At 62.8% G+C, this 19,758-nt stretch carries 16 protein-coding genes and 1 tRNA gene; 11 read left to right on the forward strand and 6 right to left on the reverse strand.

All coding sequences use genetic code 11. The features are described from left to right. Window positions 1-39 precede the first annotated feature (39 nt). Complete coding sequence (locus tag RHO23_RS03675; protein WP_064410223.1) at window positions 40-765, forward strand: hypothetical protein; 726 nt, start codon at window positions 40-42, stop codon at window positions 763-765. A 63-nt stretch (window positions 766-828) separates the two neighbouring features. Beyond that, entirely contained in the window at window positions 829-1,401 is a 573-nt protein-coding gene (locus RHO23_RS03680; RefSeq protein ID WP_070942859.1) for a hypothetical protein, read from the forward strand. Window positions 1,402-1,594: 193 nt separating this feature from the next. Here the strand turns inward: RHO23_RS03680 and RHO23_RS03685 are convergent, their stop codons facing one another. After that, window positions 1,595-3,943 (reverse strand): Tex family protein, encoded by a 2,349-nt coding sequence (locus RHO23_RS03685; RefSeq protein WP_070942637.1) that lies wholly within the window; start codon window positions 3,941-3,943, stop codon window positions 1,595-1,597. Between the two features lie 45 nt (window positions 3,944-3,988). Here RHO23_RS03685 and RHO23_RS03690 point away from each other — a divergent pair, with 45 nt between their 5' ends. After that, window positions 3,989-4,678 (forward strand): hypothetical protein, encoded by a 690-nt coding sequence (locus RHO23_RS03690; RefSeq protein ID WP_423488677.1) that lies wholly within the window; start codon window positions 3,989-3,991, stop codon window positions 4,676-4,678. A gap of 7 nt (window positions 4,679-4,685) precedes the next feature. Here the strand turns inward: RHO23_RS03690 and RHO23_RS03695 are convergent, their stop codons facing one another. The 3 genes from RHO23_RS03695 to RHO23_RS03705 all read right to left on the reverse strand — a co-directional run bounded on the left by RHO23_RS03695 (window position 4,686) and on the right by RHO23_RS03705 (window position 7,017). Continuing rightward, complete coding sequence (locus tag RHO23_RS03695) at window positions 4,686-5,747, reverse strand: hypothetical protein (RefSeq protein ID WP_064408285.1); 1,062 nt, start codon at window positions 5,745-5,747, stop codon at window positions 4,686-4,688. Window positions 5,748-5,845: 98 nt separating this feature from the next. Then, on the reverse strand, window positions 5,846-6,190 hold the full coding sequence (locus RHO23_RS03700; protein WP_064408288.1) for a DUF732 domain-containing protein: 345 nt from the start codon (window positions 6,188-6,190) through the stop codon (window positions 5,846-5,848). Between the two features lie 77 nt (window positions 6,191-6,267). Beyond that, window positions 6,268-7,017: an SDR family NAD(P)-dependent oxidoreductase gene (locus tag RHO23_RS03705; protein WP_070942635.1), complete on the reverse strand. Its 750-nt coding sequence runs from the start codon at window positions 7,015-7,017 to the stop codon at window positions 6,268-6,270. A 191-nt stretch (window positions 7,018-7,208) separates the two neighbouring features. On the opposite strand from RHO23_RS03705, the gene RHO23_RS03710 reads away from it, so the two are divergent. From RHO23_RS03710 to RHO23_RS03735, 6 genes are all read left to right on the forward strand, one after another. Next, complete coding sequence (locus RHO23_RS03710; protein WP_070917156.1) at window positions 7,209-8,045, forward strand: helix-turn-helix domain-containing protein; 837 nt, start codon at window positions 7,209-7,211, stop codon at window positions 8,043-8,045. A gap of 70 nt (window positions 8,046-8,115) precedes the next feature. Beyond that, on the forward strand, window positions 8,116-9,006 hold the full coding sequence (locus tag RHO23_RS03715) for an aldo/keto reductase (RefSeq protein ID WP_234798284.1): 891 nt from the start codon (window positions 8,116-8,118) through the stop codon (window positions 9,004-9,006). A gap of 4 nt (window positions 9,007-9,010) precedes the next feature. Next, complete coding sequence (locus RHO23_RS03720; RefSeq protein WP_070942633.1) at window positions 9,011-9,844, forward strand: LLM class F420-dependent oxidoreductase; 834 nt, start codon at window positions 9,011-9,013, stop codon at window positions 9,842-9,844. A gap of 151 nt (window positions 9,845-9,995) precedes the next feature. After that, window positions 9,996-10,976, forward strand: coding sequence for a GNAT family N-acetyltransferase (locus RHO23_RS03725; protein ID WP_070942632.1), 981 nt, complete (start codon window positions 9,996-9,998; stop codon window positions 10,974-10,976). A 291-nt stretch (window positions 10,977-11,267) separates the two neighbouring features. Next, window positions 11,268-14,624 carry a hypothetical protein gene (locus RHO23_RS03730; protein WP_423489162.1) on the forward strand — a complete coding sequence of 1,119 codons (3,357 nt, stop codon included), beginning with the start codon at window positions 11,268-11,270 and terminating at the stop codon, window positions 14,622-14,624. Further along, window positions 14,588-15,193, forward strand: coding sequence for a hypothetical protein (locus RHO23_RS03735; RefSeq protein ID WP_123771719.1), 606 nt, complete (start codon window positions 14,588-14,590; stop codon window positions 15,191-15,193). Before RHO23_RS03730 ends, RHO23_RS03735 begins: the two co-directional genes overlap by 37 nt. Before the next feature lie 90 nt (window positions 15,194-15,283). Here RHO23_RS03735 and RHO23_RS03740 read toward each other — a convergent pair. Further along, window positions 15,284-15,357: transfer RNA gene (locus RHO23_RS03740), tRNA-Arg, on the reverse strand. Between the two features lie 73 nt (window positions 15,358-15,430). On the opposite strand from RHO23_RS03740, the gene RHO23_RS03745 reads away from it, so the two are divergent. Then, window positions 15,431-17,437 carry a cytochrome c oxidase assembly protein gene (locus RHO23_RS03745; protein WP_070942631.1) on the forward strand — a complete coding sequence of 669 codons (2,007 nt, stop codon included), beginning with the start codon at window positions 15,431-15,433 and terminating at the stop codon, window positions 17,435-17,437. On the opposite strand, the gene atzF is transcribed toward RHO23_RS03745, so the two are convergent. Continuing rightward, window positions 17,434-19,047: an allophanate hydrolase gene (gene atzF / locus RHO23_RS03750; protein WP_070942630.1), complete on the reverse strand. Its 1,614-nt coding sequence runs from the start codon at window positions 19,045-19,047 to the stop codon at window positions 17,434-17,436. The two genes, RHO23_RS03745 and atzF, sit on opposite strands and share 4 nt — an antisense overlap. 190 nt (window positions 19,048-19,237) lie before the next feature. Between atzF and ssb the strand changes: the two genes are divergently transcribed. Next, a complete protein-coding gene (ssb, locus tag RHO23_RS03755) occupies window positions 19,238-19,720 on the forward strand; it encodes a single-stranded DNA-binding protein (RefSeq protein ID WP_064408300.1) in 483 nt (160 codons plus the stop codon). The last annotated feature ends 38 nt before the right edge of the window (window positions 19,721-19,758 follow it).

Consider the following 19,758-nt stretch of genomic DNA (forward strand, 5'->3'; position numbering starts at 1 on the left):
GGGCACCGACATCTGACGGTGAACGGTTACGCTGCGACTGTGCTCCGGGTACGAGGCTTGTTCGCGGTTTTCGCGGCGCTGCTCTGCGCTGCGGGGGTGCCGTCGTGCCGTGTCGGCACCGATTCGCTCGCGCAGTGCAGGAACATCCTCAGTAGCGCCGGTGCCAAGAACTGCGAGTTCACCTCGACCGACGCGCTGGGGCTCCGGTTCGAGAAACGGATTGTTGGTACATCTGCCCGGATTCGCATCTTCACGCGTTCCGGAGTGATGGTTCAAACGGTCAGCCACGCCATCGAGGACTCGCTCGAATCCGGCATCATGCTGTTGCGAGATTTGGACGGCGACGGCCGCGATGAGCTGCTCCTTTCATTGGACACCGGTGGCGCGCATCCGAATTCGCACTGGGCGCTGTGGCGGACGACGGGTAACTCCACACAGTTCCGTGCGGTGCGTGCTCCGCACCTGCGTGATGACGTGATGCATGATGTCGGTGCACTGTTCGGCAGTGACTTCTGGCATGCCGGAGACGGTTTTATCGCGGAGTACGGGACCGGCCCAACACGCAGCTGGCTCACGCGGATCTATCGGTTCGATGGTGACGAGCTTGCGCCGATCGTGTCGGTTCAGAACGATGGAGTCGGCATGGACGGAAGCATGAGTCCGTGCCAGTTGGAGAAGGTGTACGACCTTGCGCGCACCGGTCTCGCGGCCGACGAGGCGCGGGATCGTTTCTGCACCAGCACCGAAGAGCGTGAACGGCGCTAGAGATCACCAGGTTCTACGCCTCAAAGGTGTTCGGTACCATCATCCGGCATGGGACCCGGGGGGATGCGCAGGCTAGCCATCGCGACAGCCATTTTGATGATCAACCTGGTCGGATCACTTTGTTCCGTTGCGCCGGCGAACGCGGACCCCGCGTTCCCGGACATCGACTCGCTGCCCATGGCCTCGATCAAATATCCCGCGGGCTTCGATCCGACCGACGGGAAACAGTGGCCGATCGAGAACATCTTCTCGCCCGCCGATGGGGTGTATTGCCGGTTACGTCTGCAGGCATGGGGGACCTTCCAAATGCCACCCGCTGATGTCGCCTGCGCGGGTCAGTTGCCGGGAATGCCGAGCGGCGAGAACATCGCCCGTATTGATATCGGTACCTCAGGCGCCCCTTATGCAAGATTCCTCAAAGGATCTAACTCCTTGGGGGACCTCAATACGTACCCGCACTTTTCTGCCGGGAAACAATTGCAGGTGTTCCTCAATACTCGGAGCATTCTGATGTCGTGCGGTAGCGGCAATGGGGACGATTTCATCTTCGCCTGCCATGCCTGGCAAAGCCTTGGCCAGGCTGATTTCCCTCCGCACGGCTTTGTGCTGGCCGCGTCCGGCAGCTGGGTGTTCTGAGGGGCGATGAAGCCCTCATTGACCTGGCACAGCTTGGCGATCGAACAATTCAGGAAGGGGATCACGTACTGATCGACGTTGCCGAATACGTGATTTGGTACATCGATCCGGCCCCACGAACGCTCAATATCGAACCAGGTATGACCCCGGCTGTCCTGATGATCCGGAAGCCCGAGGAGGATTTCCGTTCCGCCTACCGTCCGAAACCTGCGTTGCGCAACGCATCGGCCATGGAGCCACCGGGCCGGGTCTCTTCTCGCGGACGGGAATTCTTGCTGCGGTTCTGGTTTGGCCGTCCCTGATTCCTGTCGTCGCGTCGGGGAGTGCTGGCGCGGTCGGGACGCTTACCCTGCTGCGGATCGTCATTGAGGCGCAGGGTCAGACCGATGCGCTGACGCGGAATGTCGACCTCGGTGACCTTGACCCGCACCACCTGGCCGGACTTGACCACCTCATGGGGGTCCGACACATACCGGTCTGCCATTGCGGAAACATGCACGAGGCCGTCCTGATGCACGCCGACATCGACAAAAGCGCCGAAGGCGGCGACGTTGGTCACCACACCCTCGAGCACCATGCCGACCTTCAGATCCGAGACCTTCTCGACGCCCGCGGCGAAGGTGGCCGTGGTGAACGCGGGCCGCGGGTCGCGTCCGGGCTTCTCCAGCTCGCCGAGAATGTCTGTCACGGTAGGAATCCCGAACCGGTCGTCGGCGAAATCGGCGGGTTTGAGCGAGCGCAGCGAGCGCTCGTTGCCGATCAGTTCGGCGAGGGTGACACCGGAGCGGTCCAGAATCTTGCGCACCACCGGGTAGGACTCGGGATGCACGCCGGATGCATCGAGCGGGTCGTCGCCTTCACGGATACGCAGGAACCCGGCGCACTGTTCAAAGGCTTTGGGGCCCAGACGGGGAACCTCCAACAGGCCCTTGCGGCTACGGAATGCACCCACCTTCTCGCGGTGCGCGACGATGGACTCTGCCAGGGATTCCGTCACCCCGGAGACTCGCGCCAGCAGCGGTACCGAGGCGGTGTTCAGGTCGACACCAACGGCATTGACCGCGTCTTCGACGACGGCATTGAGGCTGCGCGCGAGGGTGCCGGGAGTGACGTCGTGCTGGTATTGCCCCACGCCGATCGATTTGGGCTCGATCTTCACGAGTTCAGCCAGCGGATCTTGCAGGCGCCGCGCGATCGAGACCGCACCCCGCAGCGTCACGTCGAGTTCGGGGAGCTCATGCGCGGCGTAAGCGGAGGCCGAATACACCGATGCGCCCGCCTCACTGACCATCGCCTTCGTCGGGGCCTTGGCACCGGCGGCCTTGATGTCGGCGATGAGTTCGGCTGCCAGGGCATCGGTTTCGCGTGAGGCTGTGCCGTTGCCGACGGCGATCAGCTCGACACCATGGCGAGCGACGAACGCCGCGAGCGTGGCCTTGGCCTCGTCCCACTTCTTCTGCGGCTGATGCGGGTAGACCGCGCAGGTGTCGACCACCTTGCCGGTGCCGTCCACCACGGCCACCTTGACGCCGGTCCGGAACCCGGGGTCCAGGCCGAGGGTGGCGCGCGTGCCGGCGGGGGCCGCGAGCAGCAGATCCTTGAGGTTACGGGCGAAGACGCCGACGGCGTCTTCCTCAGCGCGTTGACGCAGCTTGAGGCGGGCATCGACGGAGGCAGAGAACATGAGCTTGGCCCGCCAGGCGACCCGGACGGTACCGGCCAGCCACGGCGTTGCCGGGGTCTTGGCGGTCAGGTTGACCCCGAGCGACTGCGCGACCATGGCCTCATATGGTGCGTCGTCGCCGCCGTCGAAATTCAGGGCCAGGACCTGCTCCTTCTCGCCGCGCATGACGGCGAGCACGCGGTGCGAGGGCATGGTCTCCAGGGATTCGGAGAACTCGAAGTAATCACGGTACTTCTGTGCCGCTTCGGTTTTCGCGGCGTCCTCCGACCACGGGGCGGTGCGCAGCGCGCCGTCTGCCCAGAACTTGGTGCGAGTGGCGCCGACGAGCTCGGCATCCTCGGACGCGCGCTCGATCAGGATGTGGCGCGCGCCGTCGAGGGCGGCGTTGGCGTCGGCGACCTCCTCGGTGAGGAACTCGGAGGCCACCTCATCGGGCACCAGGTTCGGGTCCGCCAGCAGCCGGTCGGCCAGCGGCTCCAGCCCAGCCTCACGGGCGATCTGCGCCTTGGTGCGACGCTTGGGCTTGTACGGCAGATAGATGTCTTCGACACGCGCCTTGGTATCGGCCGAGAGCAGTGCCACCTTGAGCTCGTCGGTGAGCTTGCCCTGTTCCTCGATGGAGGACAGCACCGCGGCGCGGCGCTCATCGAGTTCCCGCAGGTAGCGCAGCCGCTCTTCCAGACTGCGCAGCTGGCCGTCGTCCAGGCTGCCGGTGACTTCCTTGCGGTAACGCGCGATGAACGGGACCGTCGCGCCCTCGTCGAGCAGCCGCACAGCCGCCGCGACCTGGGCCTCGGCGACCTCCAGTTCAGCAGCGAGGCGGGCATTTACAGATTTCACGGTCACGCTCTGAGTCACGCCGAGGGACCCTACCCAATCCGGAGGACAAGCTACGCTCACCGGGTGCGTGTCTGGAGCGTGTTGTGCCTGATCTTCCTGGTCGCGGGTTGTGTCGCACACACGCAGCAGCAGGCGCCGACCTCCTCCACATCTCCATCCGCCAGCGCACCGTCCACGGCGCCGGCAACAACGACGTCGACGGCCACGACAGCCCCGGGCACGGAGGCGTCCGTGGAGTCGGTGACCCGTTGGATCGAGGCGGGTGAGCCCGTCGACGCCGAGAAATTTCGCACGGTCGATCAGGACGGCGCACCGTCTCAGCTATCCGAAGGTGGGGTGGCGTTCCGCTCACCCGGTGAGCTTGGCCCCCGGATCATCGGGGGATGCATCACAGCGTTCAAGTACAAGATGCCGCTGTCCTGTCTGCCGGGGATTCGCAATGCGCCGCCCCGTCCTCCCGATTTACCCGGCCAATGGATCTCGGGCTGGGTGAGTTTCGATGGAGCGACCGTCACCGTGGGCAGCCTGCATGGAGACCCCGGGCCGTTCAGCGAGGGAGTGGGCCTGCCGTTGGAACACGGCAAGCGGCTGAAATTTGGTGACTACCAATGCAGATCGGACCAGAAGGGTCTGTGTTGCGTGAACTACCCGCATCACTCGGCTATCCGAATGAGCGACGAGCTTGAGGTGTACGGATGCACCAAGCGGGCAACTCCGCCGCGCGGTATCGGAGTGCAGTACGACTGCGGGTGAGTGCCGGTCAGCTATGGCATACGTCAAGAACTACCGCCGCTTCGTCATACATTTGAGCGATGAGCTTGGTGTAGGCGTCTTGCTGCCGTAGCTGCTCGAGTTGCGTTCCTGGTTCTTGACGGATCTGGCGGACAACAGAGACGGCGTGCTCCGACAACTCGGCAACGTGTTGTGCCCGCGGCGCCAGATCGGATCTGGTCACCTGAGCCGCCCGAGTGCGAATCTCGTTCGACCACTTCTCGTAGTCGGCCAGGCTCGGCCCGCCGGGGAGGATAGATCGAGAGTCCGTGAGATCCTCGCGCTCGCTGAAGACAGCCAGGGTTGCTATTGCCTTACCGCATTCGCTGTCCTTTGTGACGCCATGTCCGGGCTGCGTGCGCTCCATTGAATAGGCGGCGGCACCGGCGATTACGGACATGGCGATCACGACGCCGACGACGATCAGCCACACCTTCCGTGACGGCGTCACCGACGGGTACTCGGACTCGGCGAGGGCGGGAACGTCTCCGAGTGACGAGGCAGCTGTGGCACGTAACAGGTTCAGCTGCTGTTGCAGTCGACGCAATGTGCGTGCATCCCACCAAAAAATCACCGCCATCAGCACGGCCACCGCAAGCCACGCCATGGCGCGCCAGACATCGTGATCTACGAGGCGGGCGACTGCGATGAGCGCTGCACCTGCTGGAACTAGGTATGCGACCCATCGCGCCCATGTGGGTGTCCGCAGCCTGGTTCCAACAAGGAGCGCGCACAGCCGCACAGCCGCCGACAGCACCGGCGCCTCGGTGGGTGCGGCACCGCGCTGGGTTGCCCCGATGGCCTGGCGTCGCTGCGTCGCGTCCAACCCATCAAGGACGGCGAGAAAGGACTGGCGGAATCGTTCCTGAACAACGATGAGCAGGGTTGCAACACCGATGCTGAACACCGGTATCTGCACCGCGCGGGCTTTCCAGTCCGATCCGTCGTCGGGCATGAGGAAGATCCACAGCGGGCCGCCGATTGCTGTCATGAGGGCGACCATCACCAACCAGCGCACCCACCGCGGAGCAAGTAGCAACCGAATGTTCACAGCAAACATTCTGACAGGTCGAATGGTTGTCGTGTGTCCGGGTAGCCACTGCTACATCAACGAGGCCGCTGCTGCTTCAGCAAGGTCGCGGAGAACGGTTACGCCGGCTGGGGTGGCGCGGGGTTCAGCGCATTCGGGCACAGCTCACTTTGCAGAATGTCGACATACACGTTGGGGGCGGGTGCGGGCGCGACACCGGAGCCCACCGGGAACTGCGATCCCACTTCTTCGGGTGGCACACCGTTGCGTAGATCGCGGCAGGCCTGGTGTCCCGCCTGAACCACATACGGTTCGGCATCCTTGTGGATGAAGACTCCCGCGGCGCGCAGGCTGTCCAGGAATGTGTGGTCATTAGCCTGCGCAGTCCCCATGCCGAACAGGCCGCCAGCTGACATGCCAGCGGCAGTGATCCCGACGACGATCCTGGTGCATAGCTTGCCCATCGTTGATTCCTTCCGGCCACCAGCATTATTGCCAGGGGAGCGGGCCCTACATCGGCGAACGGGCGAAGAAGGGCCGTTTAGTTCAGGCCGCCACCGATGACCAGGATCTCTCCAGTGATCCACGAGGCGCGGTCCGAGGCCAGGAATGTCAATGCTGGTGCGATGTCCTCCGGGATGCCGATCCGGCCAAGGGGTGTGATCTTCTCAATCTCGGTGCGGAATTCGCGGCTTGAGAAGGCGCTGGATTGCATGCCGTCGGTCACGGTCAAGCCGGGATTGACCGAGTTCACCCTGATGCCTCGTGGGCCCAGCTCCTTGGCGAGTGTGCCGGTGATCGCGTCCACCGCCCCCTTCGAGGCGGTGTACACCAGCGAGTTGGCGGGCGTGAAGCTAGTGACACTCGATCCGATGTTGACGATGCTCGAGCCGGGTCCAAGGGCGCTGCCGAGTGCTTCGGTGATTGTGATGGTCAGGCCGAAGACGTTCAGGCCGAACTGGCGTTGAAGTTCATCTGCCGTCACTGATTCAACCGCGCCCATCTCGTACACCCCGGCGTTGTTAACCAGGATGTCGAGTGCCTCGAACTGAGTGCTGAGCTCGGCGAACAGTCCTTTGACGCTGGCCGGATCAGAGATATCGGCTTGGAGCGCGAAGGCTTGTCCGCCAGCGTCGCGTATTGACTTCACGACATGATCAGCGCCACTCTTGCTTGACGAGTAGTGGACTGCCACGTGCGCGCCCGCCGACGCGAGGTCTCGCGCGATGGCCGCCCCGATTCCCTTCGACGCGCCCGTGACAAGTGCCGTCTTGCCTGCCAGTATGCCCATTGATTCCTCTCTTTCGTTTGGCCGCAATATGTTTCGCCTCTATCTGATTGCTTTTCAGCGTAGATTTGCGCGCGTCGGCGTGGAAGGGTGTGCTGCTCCTACCCAGGCACCTGTTGCGGCCGAGGTGATGCGTCACTGGGTGGGTGTATTACACCCTGGTTGGGTCGCTTTGCCGTGAGTATGTTGAGGACATGGATCGGCGAAATGAGTTGGGCGACTTTCTGAAGGCGCGCCGTGCTCTGGTCTCGCCGCGGCAAGCGGGGCTGCCGGAGGATGAGCCGCGCCGTGTCTTGGGCCTACGCAGGCAAGAGGTTGCCGCGCTGGCCGGGGTGAGTGCCGACTACTACAGCAGGCTTGAACAAGGGCGTGAGCGGCATCCCTCAGACCAGGTGCTGCGGGCGATTTCCCGTGCACTGCAGTTGGATACGCATGCGACTGAACACCTGGCGAGCCTTGCGCGGCCGTCTGGAGCAGCACCCGATGCGGCTGGCCTACGCGATGCCAGCGAGGGGACCATGAGGATCGTCAACAACGTGGTGCACGCCCCGGCATTGGTAATCAGCCCGGCGCTGGACATTCTGGCCATGAACACTCGCGCGCAGGCTCTTTACAGTGACTTCTCGGAAGTGGACAACTTGGCGTACATGGTCTTCCTCGACCCGGTGGCCAGGCAGTTCTACGCAGAATGGGACGACGTTGCGCGGGATACCGCCCGAAACCTGCGCGCGATGTCGGTGTCGTTTCGTGATGACCCGCGCATAGCAGAAGTTGTGGGTGAGTTGACGATTCAGAGCGACGTCTTCACCTTCGTGTGGATGCAGCATGACGTCCGGCCGCGCACGAGCGGGACCAAACGCTTCCGCCACAGCCAGGTCGGGGACATCAACCTTCAGTACGACAGTTTCGCGGTAGGTGGGGCACCGGGGCAGCAGCTGCTCATCTACTCGGGCGACCCTGGCAGCGCCGATGCCGATGGGCTTGAGCTACTGGCCCGGCTTGCGTTGGACCAGCAGCCCGAATCGCAGTAATCACATCCAAATCCATGTGAGGTGAGCGATATTCGCCACCTCATGAGTTCAGATTGCGCAGGATCGAATCGTGACATCAACACGGCCCGTCGGAGCGGGAACGCTCACTCTCGGCGGCGATATCACCGTTAATCGGCTTGGCTACGGCACGATGCAGCTGACCGGGGCAGGGGTGTGGGGCCCGCCGCGAGATCCGGCATCGGCGGTGCGGGTGCTCAAACGCGCGGTTGAGCTAGGAGTCAATTTTCTGGACACCGCTGATGCGTACGGCCCGCAGACCGTCGAAGACTTGATCACCGAGGCGCTGCACCCGTATCCCGGTGATCTCACGATCGCCACAAAAGTCGGTCTCGTACGCACTGGCCCGGCGGAGTGGGGCTGGATTCCGTTGGGGCGGCCCGAATACTTGCGCCAGCAGACGGAAATGAGCCTGCGTCGCCTGAGGCTGGAACGCATCGACCTGCTGCAGCTGCATCGAGTCGATCCCACTGTTCCCTTCGAAGACCAGATCGGCGAACTCAAGCTCCTGCGAGACGAAGGCAAGATCCGGCATATCGGGCTCTCAGAAGTCTCGGTGAGCCAGTTGCACGCGGCACGGCAGATCGTGCCCATCGCCTCGGTGCAAAACCTGTTCAACCTCGCCAATCGGTCAGCGGCTGACGTGGTGGACTACGCCACTGCTCACGGCATCGCGTTCATCCCATACTTCCCGCTGGCTACCGAGGGCCTGGAAGGTCCCGGCGGTGCTCTGGATCTCGTGGCGCATGCCCACGGCCGTACCCCAGCGCAGATAGCCCTGGCATGGCTGCTTCGCCGCTCACCGATTGTGTTGCCGATCCCGGGAACATCGTCGGAAGCGCACCTCGCGCAGAACGTTGCCGCGGCGGACATCGCGCTGAGCGATGCCGAGTTCGAGGTCCTTTCCGCAGCGGTACCGCCGCTGGACGACAAAGAGGTTTAGCTTCATGCGGATTGGTGTTTTCACCGCGCTCACCGACGAAAGCCTGGAGCCCGGTGAACTAGCGGTCGAGATCGAGACGCGCGGTTTCGAATCCCTTTTCGTGCCAGAGCACACGCACATTCCCGTGACGATCGAAGCGATCCATGACGGTTGGGATGAGATACCCCACGACTATTGCCGCACCCTCGACCCGTTCGTAGCGTTATCCTTCGCGGCGGCCGCGACGAGGGACCTGCGCATCGGTACCGCTGTGGCGCTGCTTGTTCAGCGAGATCCGATCACGTTCGCCAAAGAAGCCGCGACCCTGGACAGGGCATCGGGCGGACGGCTGGAACTGGGAATCGGCGTCGGGTGGCTGCGCGAGGAGATACGAAATCACGGCACCGACCCGCGCACGCGGGTGGCATTGCAGAGCGAGCGCATCCAAGCGGTCAAGAAGATATGGACGGAAGAAGAGGCCGAATTTCACGGCAAGTATGTGGCTTTCGATTCGATCCGTTCCTGGCCCAAGCCTGTTCAACGACTACACCCGCCGGTGTGGTTAGGAGGTTGGGGGCGGTCTACCCACGAGCGGATACTTGACCACGCCGACGGCTGGATGGCACCGACAATGCTTGGAGTCGAAGAGCTTCAGAAGGGGATCGGTGAACTCAACCTGCTGGCAGCGCAGATGGGCAAGCCGACGGTTCCGGTAACCGCGACCATCCTGGCACCCCAGCCTGGAGATATCGAACGCCGAGCCGACCTTGGCGTGCATCGTGTGCTGTTGGGGCTGCCGGTGGATTCCCGCGACACGACATTGCGCAACCTGGACCGCTTGGCCGCGCTGACGGCGTGAGAACGTTGTGGTTCCGTCAATACCTCATCGGATATGGCGGTGATGATTACGATGCGAACAGACTCAGCTATTCGAGCTAAGGGCGGTGCACATCGTGGACGCAGTATGGGCCACCGGGGCATTGCCGAACTGCTCGAAGGTCCTGTAGAAGATGGCCGGATCCGCGGGTGTAGACGCCATCGAACTCGCGGAGTTGGAGTTTTTCGCAGGTAATCCGGCCAGTGCGCTTGCTCCGCTAGCCGAGCTTCTTTCGCCCCTTGAAGCGGCTCCCGGGCAGGTGCTGATGCGTCAGCGTGAGCCGGCCGATTGGTTCCTGCTCGTCGGCTCGGGTGGCGGCGAGATCCTTCACGCCGGCGACAACGGAGATTCGGTCGTCGCGCATCTGGTGCCCGGCATGGTCGTCGGTGAGATCGCGCTCCTGCGTGGGAACGCCCGGACGGCGACCGTCGTGGCGACCGAACCGCTTCGCGGCTGGGCTGGTGGCAGCGATGCGTTCACCGCGATGCTTGAAATCCCTGGTGTGTCAGATGCATTGGTATCGACTGCGCGTCAACGGCTAGCCGCATTCGTCACACCTATTCCGGTGCGGCTACGCGACGGCGCTCAGTTCTACCTGCGGCCGATCCTTCCCGGTGACAGGAGGCGGCTGGCGAGGATGTCGCGACGCACGGTGTACCGCCGGTTTCTGGGAGTGCCGAACAAGCGGATGATTACCTATCTCTTCGAAGTGGACTATCGCGACCACTTCGCATGGGCACTCACCGCTGGACCCGACGGTCTTGTCGTGGCCGATGCTCGATTCATCCGCCATCTCGATGAGCCCGACAGTGCCGAACTGGCTTTCACTGTCGGTGACGACTACCAGGGCCGTGGGATCGGAACACTGCTGATGGAGGCGTTGGCGGTGTCGGCCCATGCCGACGGTGTCCACAGATTCACGGCCTCGGTGCTCTCAGAGAACTACGCGATGCGCAGCATTCTGAATCGATACGGTGCGCAGTGGGAATCGGATGGGCCGGGGGTGGTCACCACAGTCATCGATGTTCCCCATCTGAGGGAACTCAGTCTTTCTTCCCAGTTGTTCCGGCAGATCCATGTCGCTACGCGGCAGGTGGTTCAGACGTTGTGTTGATGATTCGGTAAGCATTTCCGGCAGGAATCGGATCTGCGGGAATCGTTGATTTCTCGTACCTTGACGCGCTGGGTCGGCTGGCTGACGGGCTTTGAGCAACATTGAGGGAGTAGTTGTCCGCTGGTGGGGGCGTGATTGATCTTGGTGGTTCTACGGCAGGGTGGGCTATGTAGATGCTGTTTGCCACCGCTGCTCACGCGATCTTGACTATTGGCTTATGCTGGTCTGATTGGTGGGTCGCAATGCACATTGTGATTGCGGAAGTGGGGAAGGTGACCGTCGGTGGGTTCCGTGGATCGTAATGTGACCGAGGCGACAAAGGTTCTGACATGTCGTGATCTGACGCACTCCAGCGAATCGAAGACGGCACCGTTGGCTGGTTCTTCCACTACAGGTGACCCGGGTCGCCGCGTGGCTGCCGTGGGGGCCGGCGCCGTGTTGACGGTAGCGGCGGTCGCTGGCTTGCATGGTTTGTACCGGGCAGGTGGCGATGTTGCGGCCTGGGGTGTGTGGGTGGTGCTGCTGCTGGCCGGTATGACGGCACTGGGCGGCGGGGTAAAGCTCATCATGTGGGGTGCCAAGCCGATGATCGCGGCCGCGTCCACGGCCGGTAAACAAAGGTTGTCTGAACCGCTGCAGGCCGTGATTGCCGCTGTCGGGCTGATCGCCGGGTCTTTGGGTGTGTGGTGGACGCTGCGCGGCGGCTACAGCAGCTGGTGGCAACACCTTTCTGGGGAACCCCGCTGGACACTGATCCTGGGCATCGGGCAGATGCTGGTGGCCGTTGTGGCGGGGGCTGGATTGTTCGCGGGCGGTAAGTACCTGACCGGACTGATCAAAGAGGTATTGACGGACGCCGGATTGCTCGGCGCTCGTGACCGCGCCGCTGTTGTCGATGGTGTTGGGGCACATCGCCAACCAGTTGGCATGGATTCTGGGGGCCGGGAGAGGCTGTGGCATCCGGGCCTGGTGGCGGCGTTGATCGGGGGTGGTTTGGGGTTGGTGTTGCTGACTGCTGGGATTGCTCCGCGGTTGTATGTGTGGATCACGGGTCCGGATGTGTTTCCTGCGGTGGCGGCGATCACTCTGGTCCTTCTGTGGGCAATCGCCTCCAATTTGGGGTGGTGGAAAGGTCTTGTGGGTCTGTGGAAGTGGGCCATGGATGCTTCGCAGAAGGCTGCCGCGACTGCGGGTGTGGTTGCGGTGTTGATGTTTTCGGCAAGTGGTTTGGGTTTGGGGTGGTTTTCCCCGGCGACGGTGCCGCAGGCGCGGGCGGCGTGTCCGCCGGATTGTGGTGGTCCTGGTGGTAGTGATGGTCCGCCTGGGGGTGGGCAGATGTTTCAGCCGCCCAGTCAGGGTGGGCCGCAGATGCCGGATTATCAAGGTGGCATCAATCAGGCGCCGCTGGATCAGAACAACGGCATCAGTATCTATAACACTCAGGCACCCTCGGTCAGCAATAACGGTGTGAACGGGTCTAGTGGGCAGCAGGGCTCTCAGCAGGGGTGGGATCAGCCCGCACACGGTACTCAGATTCCGGATTATCAGAACGCGACGCCGTATACCCAAGGACCGGGTAAGCCGAATCCGGATTTCAACGGCGGACAAACTAACCCCGGTAGCAATGCGGGATCGCAAGGTGGTCAATCGAATCAGGGCGGGCAGCAGCCAGCCCAACAACCGCAGCAGGGCGCGCAGCGGGCACCTCAGCAGCAGCCGCCGCAACAAGATGCGGGGCAGCAGCCGAACCAGTCACCGGATCAGCAGAAGATCGATGACCTGACCAAGCAGCTGCAGGAAAAGCAGCAGCAGTCCGGTCAGGATCGGCAGCGCATTGACGATCTGACTAAACAGCTGCAACAGGGAAAGCAGCAGAACGGCAATCAGAAGCTCCCCAAGGCTCCGTCCAAGGACAAAAAGAAGGACGACAAAGAGGACGAGCAGCAGGACCGTGACGAGCAGTCGGGCACAACGGATCTGGCATCGCTTCTACTTGGTGCTGGTTCGACGCGACGCCGCAAACAAGACGACCAACAGCAAGAGCAGGGGCCAGACACCCAAGCCCGCGCCGAAGACGGGGCACAGTTGGGCCAATCCTTGCCAGGCGACATCGCCAACACGGTGTCCGACAGCGTAAATCTGGGGCAATCGGCGGGATCAGCGGCTCAGAACTTCGGCTCGGCTGCCCAAGCCGGAGCTTCGCTGGCATCCTCCGCACAGTCCGGCGCGGTCAACCCAATGGACGCAGTTGCCTTGGTGCAGGGAGTTTCTGGGGGCATCAGTGACACGGCCGACGCCGTGAGTTCTGGGGCTTCGATCGCGTCCACGTGGATCAACAACGCGGGTCAGGGTGCGCAGCTGGCTGCCGATGCCAACCCACAACTCAAACCGCAAGCCGAACAGGTGCAGCAGCTCACCCAGGCCGGTGGCCAGGTCGCCGACCTCACCGGCCAGGTCGCTGGCGGCGTCTCCCAGGTCTCCGGGGTGGTCAACACCGTGTCCAGTCTCGGCGCCTCCGGGATGCCCGACACCTCTGGTGCCACTGATGCGTTGTCGGGGACTGCGACAGCCGTCAACGGACCCACCGATGTCCCCAAACCACCCACACCACCGGCACCGTCATCAAGCTCGACGCGAATCGCAACCGCCACCGATGCGACCAAGCCGGCCCCTCTGCCGGGTGATCCGGGCTTTATCGGGCCTGTTGCTGTGCCGGATTCGTCGTCTCAGCCCTTCATATCTGCCTCGCAACGCGAGTTGTTCCGCAAAGAGCTGTTAAATACCGGCGTACCAGCGGACCAAGTGGATAAACGGCTCGATGATCTGATTGACAGGGCATCCAAAATGCCAGTTCCACGAGCCGAGAACTATCAACCGAGTGATTCAGGGCCCGCTGACATATCGCCGCAGAAGTTCTTTGAAGGACTAGTGGGCCGTGGTGTTGACGAGTTCAAGTCCAACTGGCAGTTCATGAAGACCGCCGACCCAATGATTTCCAGTGTTCGGGGCATTATCGACCCACAAGGCCTAGCGCAGGACCGAACCCAAATGGCACAAGGTCTTGCACCGCTGGTGGGAGCTGGCGGTGACAATGCCCCAGGTGTCGGTCAGTCTTGGACAAATGTAGGCAAAGACGCCATCTCGTATGACGAGTGGAAAGACGGTAATCCCGTCAAAGCTGCGGGGCAAAACGCATTCGATGTCCTCGGTGCCATGATTGGCGGCAGAGGTATTAACAACGCTGCCCGGGCCCCTGAACGCGCCGTTACCGAAGGGGCTGTTGAGAGAGCTGTGCCCGTCTCGCCAGTAACAAGCTTTGCTACAAAAACAGAGTTTACATCCGCTGACATAGACGGTGTGGCAGCTCATTTGGGTCGCATGGACCCATTTGAGCCAAACGATGCTATGATTTCGCGCATACGCGACGCCATTTCGCAAGGTAAGCCGCTAAGTGACACTCAAGTAAACTTCATGCGGCATGAACTGACAGAAAATAGCCTTATGAAGCAAGGTATGGACTATGAATCAGCACATACAAAGGCGCTAACGACACATCCTCCTGGAAAGAATTACGATCTCGATCTCATACAGGAAAATCCTCTATTTGGCCGATGGTGGAAGCAGATGAACGGATTACTACCGGAATGATACTGAACATTGATCGCGCTGGGGCGGCGGCTGTAAGTGTCGATATTCCACAAGCTGCATATAAAACCACTGCGGAAGTCGGGTTTTCATTGCAGGCTTCGACAGACTTACGTGTAGTAGCTCATGGTGTGCGATACACCGTGGAAGTGCAAAGAAGAGGTGGAATAACGCCACGCGCCCTTCTTGGTGGTGAATTTCTGGTTTCTACCGGTGACGCCTCGACCGTCAATATTCTTGTGGGTGATCCTTGGGATGAAGCAGGTAAACATGTCATTAAGAGCGAATTGAACCGGTTGAGGGGGTTTGTTCCCGGACTGCCGACAGATTTCGTGGAAGGCGTTCGTTCCGGTCTTATGCAAAACGATTGGCCACTCCCTCCCGGGGTGCTGACTATCGACCGTGCTGGATACGATGTAATGGAGTCTAGCTCGCCGATATTTATGGCGGCAGCAATGGTGTTGCGGGCTTGTATTAGTGCAGAATTTACCGGTCATGCGGTAGAACATAATGCGAAGGAAGCTATGCTTAAATTTGCGTCGATGGTATATCCTTCGGGACGCGAAGGCTGACAATGGATATTAACGCTGACGCATAAGATCCATTGCGGACTGGCTGCGTACTGGAGAAGCTCGTTGTAGGAAGAAGCCTGTATCTGACAGCGCCCCCGGCAGGAATCGAACCTGCGACCTAGGGATTAGAAGGCCCTTGCTCTATCCAACTGAGCTACGGAGGCATGCGGCGCTAGCCGGACCGCAGTCTATCGAACCGGTGACCGTGCGGATCGCATCTCGCCATACCCTTGACTGGTGACCACCACCTCCACCGCCAGCAAGACCGATTCGCCGATCTGGACGATCGTCGTCGGCCTTGCGGGACTGGCGGGCCTGGTCGCGGCCGCCATCGGCGCGCTGTCACTGGCAGAGGCCCTGCTCGCGACCGGTCTGCCCAACCCTGGCCCCGTCACCTCGTACGGTCTACCGTTCGTGCGCGCGGCCGCCGAAATCGTCGCCGTGGTTGCCGTCGGTGCGTTCCTGCTCACGGCCTTCTTCGTCCCACCGCAGTCCACCGGCGTGCTCGACGTGGATGGCTACCGCTCGCTGCGCGTCGGCACCGCGGCATCGACTGCGCTTGCGGTGCTCTCGGCGGTCATGGTGCCGTTGTCGATCTCCGATGTGGCCGGTCAGCCGGTGAGCGATTTCGGGCTCGGGGAGCTGTGGACGCTCGCCGGTGAGATCGAAACCGTGAATGCCTGGCGCTGGATGGCCTTCATCGCGGCCGGGGTCGCGATCGCCAGCCGGGTGGTGCTGCGCTGGTCGTGGACACCGCTGCTCGTGGTCGGGTCGGTGGCGACGCTGATGCCGCTGGCCCTGGTGGGGCATTCGGCCACCGGCGGCGCACATGATCTGGGCACCAACAGCCTGATCATCCATTTGGTATCGGCGGCGCTGTGGGCCGGCGGCCTTGTCGCATTGCTGATCCACGCGCTGCGCGGCGGCGGCTATCTCGACGTGGCCGCACGCCGATTCTCCACACTGGCCCTGTGGTGCTATGTCGCGATTGGGCTCAGCGGAATCATCAACGCGCTTATCCGGGTCCAACTTTCGGACCTGTTCACCACCCGCTACGGCTGGCTGCTGGTGGGTAAGGCCACCGCGCTGCTAGTCCTCGGTGTCTTGGGGTATCTACAGCGGCGATCGGCGATCACGGCACTGAGTGAGGAACCGCAGAACCGTCGACCGCTGATCCGGCTCGCCGGGATGGAGGCCGTCATCTTCGCGGTCACGTTCGGTATCGCCGTCGGCCTGGGTCGCACCCCACCGCCACCTCCGGTCAATCTCAACCCCTCACCGGTCGAGGTCGCTATCGGCTATACGCTCGACGGCCCGCCGACCCCGCAGCGGTTGATGTTCGACTGGCGCTTCGATCTCATCTTCGGAACGGCCGCCATCGTTTTCGCGGTCACCTACTTGGTGGGCGTCCGTCGCCTCAAGGCACGTGGCGACGCGTGGCCCGTGGGGCGCACCATCGCCTGGCTGTCCGGCTGTGCCTTCCTGCTCATCGCCACATCCTCGGGTGTCGGCCGGTACATGCCCGCGATGTTCAGCATGCACATGGTGGCGCACATGATGCTCTCGATGCTGGTGCCCGTGCTGCTGGTCCTCGGTGGCCCCATCACGCTGCTACTTCGCGTGTTACCCGCTGCAGGCAAGGGGGATCCGCCGGGTCTGCGTGAATGGGTGCAGCTGCTGTTGCACAGCAGCTTCTCTCGCTTCCTGACCCATCCACTGGTGGCGACATCGCTGTTCATCGGCGGGTTCTACGGCCTGTATCTCAGCGGGCTCTACGACGCCGCCGTCGATGTGCACGCTGCGCACCTGGCGATGAATCTGCACTTCCTGCTCAGCGGATACCTGTTCTATTGGGTGGTCATCGGCATCGACCCGTCGCCGCGCCGCCTGCCGCCAGTGGCCAAGCTGGGCATCGTGTTGGTGTCGCTGCCACTGCATGCCTTCTTCGGTGTCATCTTGATGGGCACGAAATCGATTCTGGGCGAAAAGTTCTACAGCAATCTGGCCCTGCCGTGGCGGATCGACCTGGCCTCCGACCAACACATGGGCGGCGCCATCACCTGGGCAACGGGAGAGCTGCCGCTGCTGGTGGTCATGATCGCCCTGGTCATCCAGTGGTCGCGTTCGGACGAACGGCTGGCCCGCCGACAGGACCGCGCCGCCGACCGTGACGACGACGCAGACCTGGCCGCCTATAACGCCATGCTCGCCAAAATGGCTCAGCTGGACGAGAACTCGCGTTAGTTCACCGCGCCCGCAGCGATGGCCGCCGGCCAGCTGCCATGTTCGCTGATGTCGATACCTGCCTGCGCGGCGGCACCGTCACACCCGAAGCCGGTGCGCCACACGCCGTCTTCGCACTCCACCTTGCCCAGCAGCATGGGCTCGGGCAGCTGCGCGAGGAAAGTGCCCAGTGCTGCGGGGGACAGGCGCCAGATTTCTCCGCCGATGCTCACCCCGTCCTCTTCCGAGCGGGTCAGGCCAGGCTTAGGTGGAGTGGTGCGCAGCGCCGCCATCCGGTACTTCGAAGCGGTACGGACCGGACCCACCCAGCGCGCACCCAGATCGGTGAGCTGAAACTCCAAGGGACCGCCCTTGAGATGCGCGCCGAACACCGCGAGCTCATAGGACAAGGTGATCGCGGTCGGCCAAACATCTTGTTCTGCAGCATCTCCGGTGATCAGAGCGGCGATGTCCAAGGCCACCGCATCATCGAAGGCGCGCGCCAGGACCGTCACCCCGAACTGGGCGTCACCGGCGGTACCGGCAGGCACCGCGACCGCGCACAGGTCGAACAGGTTGCAGAAGTTGGTGTAGGTGCCCATCGTCGCGTTGACGCCGATCGGGTCGGCCTGCACCTGCTCGATCGTCGGATGCAGCGGCGCTGTGGGTACCAACAGCGCATCCGCGCCCGCCAGGGTGGCCATGGCCTCGTCGCGCAGGCGCTGCACCTCGGCGCGATCGCGCACCAAGCGGTGTGCGGGGATGTCACGTGCACCGGAAACAATCTGCGCAACAGTGGGATCGAGTGCCGCCCCGGGATTGGCGTCGATGAACTCGCCGACGGCCGCGTAACGCTCACTGACCAGAGCGCCCTCGTACAGCAATTTCGCGGCGGCAAGGAACGGGGCCAGATCGATTTCGACGATCGTCGCGCCCGTCGCGCGTAGACGCTCTACGGCCGCGTGAAAAGCGTTGCCCCACACCTCGTCGAGTGCGGGCAGCTCACGCGGGACGGCGACGGTGGGCTGAGGAGGCGCCGCGAGACGGGTGTTGGCGGGCCAGAGCCGGGGCCCTGACGCGGCACTCATGGCGGCCATCGCCCGATTGGCGGTAGCCAGTGACGCGGCGAAAATAGTTACACAGTCATAGGATTCACAGGCCGGGACCACACCTTGGGTGGAGATGACGCCGACGGTCGGTTTGACCCCGACAATGCCCTGCAGCCCCGCAGGGACGCGCCCCGAGCCGGCGGTGTCGGTACCGATCGCGATATCGACCTCGCCGGTGGCCACGGCTACGGCGGAACCCGAACTGGAGCCACCGCTGATGTATTCGGGACGGCGTGAATCCGGCACCGGGCCGTACGGGGAGCGCGTACCGACGAGGCCAGTCGCGAACTGGTCCAGGTTGGTCTTGCCGACGACAACGGCACCGGCCGCGCGCAAGGCCGCGACCACCGGTGCATCGTGCTCGGGAATGTAGGCGTACTCCGGACAGGCGGCCGTGGTCGGCACGCCACCGACGTCTACGTTGTCTTTCACCGCGAGCCGAATACCGGCCAACGTCCCTGATGAGGCCTGCAATTCGGCGGCGATGTCGTCCTCGGGGCGCTGCATGATCCAAACCGTCATGTCAAGCAAGGTACGGGGGGCCGGACTCATCGGCCAGTTGTCCCCAATCTCGCATTCATCCACAGCTGTCACCGGAACGTGCCCACATGTCGGTCCGCGGTGTCGGTGCGTGGCGGGTTACTGGAGTGGCCAAGGGCACCCGTTCGGCGGTGCCGAGAAGAGATATAGAGATTGAGGAAAGGCACGAACCATGTTTGAAACTCCAGTGACTGTGATCGGCTCCATCGTCGGAGACCTCAAGCGGCGCCAGGTCGGCTCCGACGAAATGATCAAGTTCCGCGTCGCCAGTAATGCACGCCGACGGCGTGACGACGGCAGTTGGGTGAATTCGAACTCTCTCTTCATCAATGTCACCTGCTGGGGACGTCTGGTCACCGGGGTGGGTGCCGCGCTGGGGAAGGGTGCGCCGGTGATCGTGCACGGTCATCTGCACACCAGCGAGTTCGAGGACAAGGACGGCAACCGCCGTCAGGTCACGGAGATGAAGGCGATCGCCGTCGGGCCGGATCTATCGCGGACCATCGCGCGGATCGAGAAGGTGGGCTACACCGGCAAGCAGGAGGGCGCTGAGGCGCCGGAGCAACCCGATACCGGCACCGAAGACGCCACCCCGGAGCTCTCGGAAACCGACGAGAGCAGCGAGGAGTCGGTGAACCTGCGCCTTAGCGCGTGATCTGCGAGCTGACACCGGCGACCGCGCGGTCGCCTCTC

The organism is Mycobacteroides sp. PCS013 (assembly GCF_049532645.1).
GTDB classification, from domain to species: domain Bacteria; phylum Actinomycetota; class Actinomycetes; order Mycobacteriales; family Mycobacteriaceae; genus Mycobacterium; species Mycobacterium gwanakae.

Coding starts and splice junctions, on each gene's coding strand:
- RHO23_RS03680 (WP_070942859.1), top strand. CDS start 829: ATGCGCAGGCTAGCCATCGCGACAGCCATTTTGATGATCAACCTGGTC.
- RHO23_RS03700 (WP_064408288.1), bottom strand. CDS start 6,190: ATGGGCAAGCTATGCACCAGGATCGTCGTCGGGATCACTGCCGCTGGC.
- RHO23_RS03705 (WP_070942635.1), bottom strand. CDS start 7,017: ATGGGCATACTGGCAGGCAAGACGGCACTTGTCACGGGCGCGTCGAAG.
- RHO23_RS03710 (WP_070917156.1), top strand. CDS start 7,209: ATGGATCGGCGAAATGAGTTGGGCGACTTTCTGAAGGCGCGCCGTGCT.
- RHO23_RS03720 (WP_070942633.1), top strand. CDS start 9,011: ATGCGGATTGGTGTTTTCACCGCGCTCACCGACGAAAGCCTGGAGCCC.
- RHO23_RS03725 (WP_070942632.1), top strand. CDS start 9,996: ATGGCCGGATCCGCGGGTGTAGACGCCATCGAACTCGCGGAGTTGGAG.
- RHO23_RS03735 (WP_123771719.1), top strand. CDS start 14,588: ATGGTGGAAGCAGATGAACGGATTACTACCGGAATGATACTGAACATT.
- atzF (WP_070942630.1), bottom strand. CDS start 19,047: ATGACGGTTTGGATCATGCAGCGCCCCGAGGACGACATCGCCGCCGAA.
- ssb (WP_064408300.1), top strand. CDS start 19,238: ATGTTTGAAACTCCAGTGACTGTGATCGGCTCCATCGTCGGAGACCTC.